Raw genomic sequence first — 8,119 nt, forward strand, 5'->3', positions numbered from 1 at the left:
GGAGGAGTGCCCAGCAGTGGACAACAGGTCGCGCGGAAATGGTGGGCGTGGCCCGGGACGGCGGTGTCCTCCCGGCTGACTGCTTCTCTCCAGTCGGCGCCTGCCGCTTCTCAGCGGCCAGTCCTGCACCCCGCTGGAACATCCCATCGGCGAGGTTCGAAGTTACGAGGCATAGCCAAGGGTTCATTCGCATTCACCCGTCCGCTCTTCCCCTTGCCTGTAACTCCCGGATGGAACGGGAGTCCTTGGGCTTTCCCCCCGGGCTTCGCACCCTCCCACTACCAGGAACACACGCCGGGGCGGGGACAGGCCCTGAACACTGACCTGGAACTACACCTTCCTCAACGGAACCTCCTCATCGGCGAGTTCACTCAGCTCAAGCAGCCTCGTGTCGCACGAAGCACTCCTCGATCGCCCAGCGCGAGCCGGCGACGGCCATCAGCTTCTCGACCGTGGCGCCGACGGGCGCGTAGGCCAGGTAGTAGGCGATCTCGTCGGGACGCTTGAGGCTGCGACGGGCCTGCACCCACCGCTCGTGCGGTCCAAGACCATGTTCATGGGCAGCCTGGCCGCGGCCCAGTCATAGACACAACTGCTGCCAGGCGTCGGCGGGGGCATCATCGATGAGTACCCGACACCCGAGGATGAACCCCCTCCCCCACCAGCCACTCCCCCGACCGCAACCACCGCCGCGGCAGCGCCTGCCGACGACACCCCGGGGCCCTGCACCAGAGCCGCCTCATCACCCGCTACCGAGCGCGGCGCAGGCACCACCACCGCGGAGGCCGTCGCCACCACCGCGGTCACCGGCCCACCCGAGAGACCGTCAGGACCTGAACCATCCGCTGACTCTGGGCCAGCCCATCCAGGGGCAGGGACCGCTCAGCCCCGAGCGCCCCAACTCCGTGTTGCAGGGGCAGCCGAATGCGTTGGCTGTGCTGGAGGCGGCCGGGGTTGCCGTAGAGGACTTGGACGTGGCCGTGAACGGGGCCGTGGACCAGGGCGTCCTGGGCGCCATGGTGATCGAGACCGGCGAGGATGCGCTGGTCTGGCTGTTCCCCGCTCGAAATCTGCCCGCCGGGGATCGTGAGCAGCTCGCGCAGGTAGATCTCACGCGGCTCCTGCGCTTCGTGGAGCATGGAGCAGAGCCTGACGGATGGCAGCAGCGGTCGGACGGACACGGGCAGTTGTGGCTTCGTCTGGTCGAGATGCCCTGGATCGGAGCCGAGGCCAGCTGACCTCCGTACTTGCCCGGCTCTGATCACATGGCGCCGCGTCAGGTGTCGGACATGCCGCTCGCGCGAGCAATGTCCTCTACCGTCTGTCCGTCCTGCTGGCGCTGGTGCTGCTGGGCATCCAGCTTGTCCCGCATCGCGCGCAGCTTGTCCGGGTCGTCCGCGACGTCCGGGGGCACCAGCGACATCGCGGCCTTGGCGTGCTCGCCGTCCCCGAGGCGGGCGACGACGTGATCGGCACGGTCCTCGTGGCCGGGCTCCATCGCCCCGAGCAGACCGAGGAGGTTGAGCAGTTCCTGCTGCACTTCCTCAGTGAACAGTTCCTTCTCCGAAGGCTCCAGATCGAGCCGGAACCGGCCGCCGCCGGCCTTCACGTACGCGCGGATCACCTCCATCAGGAGGTCGAACTGGGCCTGGGGCATCCGTGCCCGGAGCGTTTCCACGTAGAGCGCGTACCGCGCCCGGACCATCGCGGCCGGATCCTGGGGTATCTCTGCGTCGGCCATGTCGGACTTCCCCTCCAGAGGCTCGGGCCAAGTGGTCAGATCCGCCAGGAGCGGATGCGGTCGGCGGTGTCGTACGCGTCGGTGCGTCCGGCGTCGATGTCACGGGCGAGGTCGATGAGCGCGCCGTACGGGGCGTCGATCCCCTCGCCCGTGGCGTTCATGTACGCCACGGCGATGCCCGCGGCGTACAAGGCGTTGCGGGCCGGGAGCGGGCGCAGCCGGATGATCGAGTGCATCAGCGTGGCCGCCCGCCAGGCGTTGTCGACGATCGCGCCGACCCTCGGGGTGTTGACACGGTGGCGTCCGATCGCGGCGACGAGGCAGCTGAAGTCATGGATGACCGGCGCCTTGGGCAGGACCTCCGCCTGGCGCTCCAGGAGCCAGCGGATGTCGATGTGGAGCTCCACGATCAGGCGGCCCGTCCCGAGCGGTCGGCATCGAGGCGGGCGGGGGCGTCCTGGGGGAACGCCTGGTCGAACGCGTCGGCGTTGTCCGCGATGAACGAGCGGAACACCTCGGCCGCTCCCTCGAGCCGGGGATCACGGACCGCGTTGGTCGCGGCCTCGGTGATGAGCGCGGTCACCGTGGTGCCCTCGGCCTCGGCCCGCTCCTGGAGCAGGGCGTGCAGTTCTTCGGGGACCCGGATCGTGACAGGTTTTGATGCCATGCTCCGAACGTACAGCAGGGCGTACAGCACGGGTACGGGTTCGCCGGAATCCCTCCGGCCGCCGACTCGCAGTCGTTCACACTGCGTATATCGTCGGCGTGCGCCTGTGCGGTGGATTTTGGGGTGTCACGTTCCGGCGCGCAGCTCCGAGAATCGGCCCTCGGACCCATGTTTGCAGGCTTCTGAGGGCAGCGCGACACTGTCTCACGAGGTCCGTGACAGGATGCGTGACACGCTCGCGTGACCGTCACGATATGTGATCATGCGCGGGTGCTGGCCGTGGTGGGCGGGCAGGGGCGCTGCCCGCAGCCGGTGCAGCCGGCGCACGTGAAGCAGAAGGCTCGCGGCCACTGACCAGGGCACTGGCAGATCGGATTGTGGTCGGGGTCGTCCTAGCCCGGGAGTTGGGGCTCGCCGATCGGCGGCTCGGTCCAGGAGTCGAGCGTCCCGTCGGCGCGCAGCTCCTCATAGTGGTGGCCGATGTCGCTGTGCCCTTCCCAGCGGGCGACGACCTCGTGGTCCTGGCCGTGGTTCATGCCGGGCTCCCGGCGGTGTCGGAGGCGCGGGTGAGGATGGCTGCGAGGTCGGCAGTGGCCTGGGGGGCGGCGGCGGTGAGCCGGGCCGCGAACGCCAGCTGGTCGACACCGATCCCCGGGGAGAGGCGAGCGAGTGCGGTGAGCAGCACGGCGTGGGCGAGGACGGGCGGCGACAGGAGGTCGGCGGCTGCTTCGCGGGCGACCTGTTCCGCGTAGTGCCCGCGACGTGCGGCCAGGGCGTGCGCGAGCCAGGGGTCGACGTCGCTCTGTACGTACGACCCGGCGCGGCGGGTGAGCCCGTCGCGGACGGCTTCGTCGCCCTCCCGCGGTTCGGTCTGCTCCAGGGTGCCGAGCTCGCGGAGCGCCTGGAGCTCGTCGGCTCGGGCCGCGATCCGGGCCGCGGCGCGCGCTGCTCGGCCTCCCGCTCTTTGGCGGCCGCGGCGTCGGCGGCGAGCTCGGCCCGGACGACGACGTCGCCGTCCGGGGCGTACACGTCGGTGGTCCCGGCGAGCAGCGCCGCGATCCGCTCCCACTCCGCGAGCTCGCCCGGCCCGCGCACATCGGTGGCGGACGCTTCGCGCCGGGAGGTGTGCCGCAGAACGACCCGGGTCTCCTCGAGCGCGGCCAGGGCCTCGGTGTGCGTCATGCCCCTCATGCGGCGCCGGACCGAGCGACGGCCCACGCGTGCCCAGTCGACCGGCTCGCCGCGAACCGTGAAGGGGCGGAACGGCCACTGGGGCGAGGGGACGCTCATGTCAGGGCCTCGCATTCTGCTGGATAGGGCGAAGCGGGCCGCCGCCAGAGCACTGTACGGCGGCCCGCTTCAGTGAGCCGAAGCACAGGAGCTGTCACCAACGGGACCGGCTTGGCTGGTGAATGGGGACGACCGAGGCAGCCTGGTTGTCACGCACGAGGCATCCGGCTTGTCGCAGGCGCTCATTCGGCAGTCTTTCTGCGACCAGAATGATCTGTCGTGCTGGGCACCAGAATTGGGGACTATGAGGCTGATCCTTTGGAGACTCTGCTGGCGAATTCACCCGGCGGCAGGAGCGGCTGAGGCATCTTCTGGGGCGATGGTGGGAGAGTCGATGACGCGGGGAGCCGGTGGGGTGATCCGTGATGTCGTTGTGGCCTCGGCCTGGTTATGTGATTCCTGCGGTGACAGCCCGAGTCGCCCGGGCGGCGTTCCCGAAGGGCTCGCTGGCGATCCGGACCCGGGACGCACTCGGTGAGGTCTTCCAGGATGTCGAGTGCGCCGAGCTGTTCGCGGTCCGCGGCCGGCCCGCGCTTTCCCCGGCCCGACTCATGACAGTGCTGGTGCTCCAGTTCACCGAGGGCCTCACCGACCGGCAGGCCGCCGACGCGGTACGCGCCCGGGTGGACTGGAAGTACGCGCTCGGCCTGGAGCTGGAAGACCCAGGGTTCGACGCGTCGGTGCTCAGTGAGTTCCGTGCCCGGCTCGCCGCGGACGGGCAGGCGTCCCGGTGGCTGGAGCTGATGGTTGCCCGGCTGCGGGAGAAGGACCTGGTGACAGTGGGCGGCCGACAGCGCACGGATGCCACCCATGTACTGGCGGCCACCCGCGCATTGAACTGGCTGGAGCTGGTCACCGAGACCATGCGGACCGCCCTGGAGGCCCTGGCCGCTGCGGCTCCCGAGTGGCTGATCGCCCACGTGGACGAGGAGTGGTTCGAGCGGTATGCCCGGCGCGCGGACGATTATCGGCTGCCGGATGGGGACACGGCTCGTACGGCGTTCGCCGTCACCGTGGGCCGGGACGGCATCGCGCTGCTGCAGGCGCTCTATGGCCCAGGGGCGCCGGGCTGGCTGCGGGAGATGCACGCCGTGCAGGTCCTGCGCCTGGTGTGGGTCCAGCAGTACTACCGCGACGAGACCGGGCTGTGCTGGCGCACCGGGAAGGAGAGGCCGCCCGCTCACCTGGTGGTCTGCAGCCCCTACGACCCGGACGCCCGCTACGGGATCAAACGCGGCCAGGGCTGGACCGGTTACAAGGCGCATGTTACCGAGGTCTGCGGCGACGGCCGGCCTCACCTGCTCGTGCACGTGGCCGCCCACTGCCGCCCCGGTCATGGACAGCGACACCAACGCCGCCCGTCACGCCGATCTGGCCCGCCAGGCCCTGCTGCCCGACGAGGAACTCGTCGATGCCACCCACGCCAGCGTGGACCACATCCTGAAGGCCGCCGCCGACCACGGCGTCACCCTGACCGGCCCACTGCGTCGCCGCTCGGGCCGACAGACCCGCACCCCCGGTGCCTTCGCTCTCGACGATTTCATCATTGACTGGGACAACCAGCAGGTCACCTGCCCCAACGGCAAGATCAGTCGGAACTGGCGGGAGCGGCCGGGCAGCCGCAGCACCCTGCCCATCGTGCAGGTCACCTTTCGCTTGCCCGACTGCGCCAGCTGTCCGGACCGATCCCGCTGCACCCGCTCTGCGGTCAACGCCAGGGACCTCACCTTCCGGCCCCGTCCGCAGTTCGAGGCCCTGCACCGGCTGCGCGCCGAGCAGGCCACCACCGCCTGACAGGACCGGTATGCGCTGCGGGCCGGCGTCGAGGCGGTCTTCGCCCAAGCCTCCCAGCGCTGCAACATCCATCACACCCGCTATCGAGGACAGGACAGAACCCATCTACAACATGTCCTGACCGCCATGGCACTCAACCTCGTCCGCACCGACGCGTGGCTGAACGACAGCCCCACGCACGACAGGTGGATCTCCCGCCTCTCCCGCCTCAAGCCCTCAGCCGCACCTGCCGCCGGGAGAATTCGCCAGCAGAGTCTCCCGAGGATCAACCTCAGGGACCGGCCTCACCCGATCGACGCGTCAGCCGCTGCACCCGCAGTACTGGGTAGCGCGGCGGCCAGAAGATGAGTACGCCAACTCACGCCCGGACCGCTCCCGCCGCCGACGATGAAGATCAACATCGTCGCAGCCGGGAGACCACTCATGCTCAGCCGCATCGCCGACCTTCTGGTCCCCGCCGTCGGCCGCCTGTCGGTGACCGCCGACCCTCGCGCGGAACTCGCGCCGGGCAGCATCATCGCCGCGAACCACACCTCCCTCGCGGACCCCGCCATCGTCATCGCCGCCCTTCGCCGCCTCGGCGCCGAGCCGGTCATCATGGCCACCGCCGGGCTGTGGCGCGTCCCGCTGCTCGGCCGCGCCCTCGCCCGGGAAGGACACGTCCCCGTCATCCGCGCGGACCGGCGCGCCGCGGACGCGCTGGACGCGGCCGCCGACGCCCTGGAGCAGGAACGGATGGTCCTCATCTACGCCGAGGGCGGGCTCCCCCGACGCCGCGACGCCGCGGAAGCCGCCCCCGGGGCCTTTCACAGCGGCCTGGCCCGGCTCACCGAGCGCACCGGCGCCCCCGTGGTGCCCGTCGGCCAGGCCGGGGCCCGCCGCATCACCTCCGGCCACACCCTGAAGCAACTCGCGGGACTCCTCACCGCCCCTGTGCGCCGCCCGCATCTGCACGTCCATGTCGGCGCGGCACTGGAGCTGACCGGCGAGCATGCCGTGCGGACGGCGCGTGCCAGGACCGCGGTGACCAGCGCGTGGCGGACGGCGGCCGCCCAGCTGGGTGAGCCCGCAGCGCTCGCCGCGTAGCTTCTACCGGCACGGCACCGGGCCCGGGCCCGCGAGCGCGGCGAGGGCGAGCACGGATGCCGCACCGGCCGGGTCCGCGTCCAGCTCACCCGGCCCCCGCCATCGCCATGAACTCGCCCTGCGCCCTCACATATCCTCGGCAACAAGTCCCGCTCTGCCATCGCCACTCTGGTCGAACGCAGCACCCGCTACCTGATGCTCGTCCACCTCCCCGCGGTTGAGCATCAGGCCTTCCTCAGGGAATTCGACGGGCGATGGGGATCGCCTTCTCACAGCACGTCGCGGAGATCGACGACTTGGGCATCTCGCGCATCGGAAGAGGCGCTCGGTACGAGGTACTGGAGGTGGCGGGCTTCAGCGAACAAGTCGCGGAGGTACATACCGGGGAAGTCCAGGGTCTGGCGACGATCGGCGAGCTTGATGCGGATCTGGTAGTTGCCTTCGCGAGTGCGGACCCGTACATCGCACCAGTTGGCCGTGGGTGCGGAAAACCCAGTGAGCGTGACCTGGTCCTCGGCGAGTTGAGGGATCCAGGTGGCCATGTCTTCCAATAGCCATGCCATGTTCATCCAGGGTGGCGCGTCCACGGCTGGCTGCCAGTCGTACTCACGGCGCCCTTGACGCCCGGGTACGGGCGGCTCGCCCTGCTCGTAGGCCGGCTGTTTTGCAGACTGTCCGGTGTCGGCACAGGTGATCTTTCGCGACGGAATGTCGATGGCAGTGATGTGAAATCCGTCCCGGCCCAGGTCAAATGCGGCCTCGGCGGCGCGCAAAAGGAATGCGGTGTCGGAACTGACCACAATGCCTCCATCAGTGGAACGGTTCGTGTTGTTCCCGACCGTAGAGGGCCGGGAACAACACGAACCGTCAACGGTTCAGTGCAGTTTGCTGTAGGAGCCAACGTAGCGGTACCGGTCCGCCCCCGCAGGCGCTGGAGCATCTGCTGACAGTGGTGCGTTCTCGGTGGGCATCACGCTGTCAGCAGCGCGCAGCTGAGTCTCTGTCATGGTCTCGGGGAGGGCATCGTGTGAGCGCACATAGGACTCACTGCCGTCCTCGGTGTCATCCGCAGGAGCGCCGCTATCGGCATCGTCCTCGTCGACGGCGGTGCTGCCGTCCTCAGGATCGGCCCCTTCCGCCGGAGGGATCTCGTTGTCCGGCGCCTGTTCTTCGGGCACATCGGGTTCCTCGACGAGGGATGTCCTATTCGCCTTGGCCAGAGCCTTGCTCACCCAGTTTGGGCACCAGACGATGTCCTTGCAGTACATGGTGATGACGCCTTTGTCCTGGTCGTCACGCAGCTTCTTCTCGTTGATCGTCAGGAAGACCTTGATCTGCTTGACCAGGTGGCATACTCCGTTGCGGCATCGATACTTTCCCGCATAGCCACTGTTCCGGTATGACTTGCCGCCGATGTGGTCCCGATTCGGGGACTTCGCAATGTACTCATCTTGAACTCGCGGGTTCCGGCTCTGCGAGCTCCTCCGCAGCGATGAGCAGCCCAGTCCCGATCAAGCAGCCGTCGATTAGGTCGGGGCGGT

The 8,119-nt window shown here is 69.2% G+C and carries 10 protein-coding genes and 2 pseudogenes; 4 read left to right on the forward strand and 8 right to left on the reverse strand.

From position 1 onward, the window contains the following. Nucleotides 1-397 precede the first annotated feature (397 nt). Nucleotides 398-550: pseudogene (locus IG74_RS53725) on the reverse strand (IS701 family transposase); the annotation flags it as partial. 424 nt (nucleotides 551-974) lie between these two features. Here IG74_RS53725 and IG74_RS0136200 point away from each other — a divergent pair. Next, complete coding sequence (locus IG74_RS0136200; RefSeq protein ID WP_158857899.1) at nucleotides 975-1,238, forward strand: hypothetical protein; 264 nt, start codon at nucleotides 975-977, stop codon at nucleotides 1,236-1,238. Nucleotides 1,239-1,276: 38 nt separating this feature from the next. Here the strand turns inward: IG74_RS0136200 and IG74_RS0136205 are convergent, their stop codons facing one another. The 5 genes from IG74_RS0136205 to IG74_RS52900 all read right to left on the reverse strand — a co-directional run bounded on the left by IG74_RS0136205 (nucleotide 1,277) and on the right by IG74_RS52900 (nucleotide 3,477). Further along, a complete protein-coding gene (locus tag IG74_RS0136205; RefSeq protein WP_051856152.1) occupies nucleotides 1,277-1,741 on the reverse strand; it encodes a hypothetical protein in 465 nt (154 codons plus the stop codon). A gap of 35 nt (nucleotides 1,742-1,776) precedes the next feature. Beyond that, nucleotides 1,777-2,148, reverse strand: a complete 372-nt coding sequence (locus IG74_RS0136210; RefSeq protein ID WP_030686006.1) for a hypothetical protein — start codon at nucleotides 2,146-2,148, stop codon at nucleotides 1,777-1,779. A gap of 2 nt (nucleotides 2,149-2,150) precedes the next feature. Continuing rightward, nucleotides 2,151-2,408, reverse strand: coding sequence for a ribbon-helix-helix protein, CopG family (locus IG74_RS0136215; RefSeq protein ID WP_030686008.1), 258 nt, complete (start codon nucleotides 2,406-2,408; stop codon nucleotides 2,151-2,153). A gap of 392 nt (nucleotides 2,409-2,800) precedes the next feature. Next, nucleotides 2,801-2,944: a hypothetical protein gene (locus IG74_RS52380; protein ID WP_158857901.1), complete on the reverse strand. Its 144-nt coding sequence runs from the start codon at nucleotides 2,942-2,944 to the stop codon at nucleotides 2,801-2,803. Then, nucleotides 2,941-3,477 carry a hypothetical protein gene (locus IG74_RS52900; protein WP_234334562.1) on the reverse strand — a complete coding sequence of 179 codons (537 nt, stop codon included), beginning with the start codon at nucleotides 3,475-3,477 and terminating at the stop codon, nucleotides 2,941-2,943. Before IG74_RS52900 ends, IG74_RS52380 begins: the two co-directional genes overlap by 4 nt. Nucleotides 3,478-4,249: 772 nt before the next feature. Between IG74_RS52900 and IG74_RS50010 the strand changes: the two genes are divergently transcribed. From IG74_RS50010 to IG74_RS0136235, 3 genes and pseudogenes are all read left to right on the forward strand, one after another. Continuing rightward, entirely contained in the window at nucleotides 4,250-5,248 is a 999-nt protein-coding gene (locus IG74_RS50010; protein WP_234334564.1) for a transposase, read from the forward strand. Next, a pseudogene (locus IG74_RS53730) lies at nucleotides 5,181-5,840 on the forward strand (transposase). Before IG74_RS50010 ends, IG74_RS53730 begins: the two are co-directional and overlap by 68 nt. Before the next feature lie 75 nt (nucleotides 5,841-5,915). Beyond that, complete coding sequence (locus tag IG74_RS0136235) at nucleotides 5,916-6,578, forward strand: lysophospholipid acyltransferase family protein (RefSeq protein ID WP_030686010.1); 663 nt, start codon at nucleotides 5,916-5,918, stop codon at nucleotides 6,576-6,578. Between the two features lie 269 nt (nucleotides 6,579-6,847). On the opposite strand, the gene IG74_RS52390 is transcribed toward IG74_RS0136235, so the two are convergent. Continuing rightward, complete coding sequence (locus tag IG74_RS52390; protein ID WP_051856157.1) at nucleotides 6,848-7,378, reverse strand: hypothetical protein; 531 nt, start codon at nucleotides 7,376-7,378, stop codon at nucleotides 6,848-6,850. A 75-nt stretch (nucleotides 7,379-7,453) separates the two neighbouring features. After that, complete coding sequence (locus IG74_RS0136250; RefSeq protein WP_158857907.1) at nucleotides 7,454-7,846, reverse strand: hypothetical protein; 393 nt, start codon at nucleotides 7,844-7,846, stop codon at nucleotides 7,454-7,456. Between the last annotated feature and the right edge of the window lie 273 nt (nucleotides 7,847-8,119).

Origin of the sequence: Streptomyces sp. NRRL B-1347, from assembly GCF_000720325.1 — a bacterium.
GTDB lineage: Bacteria > Actinomycetota > Actinomycetes > Streptomycetales > Streptomycetaceae > Streptomyces.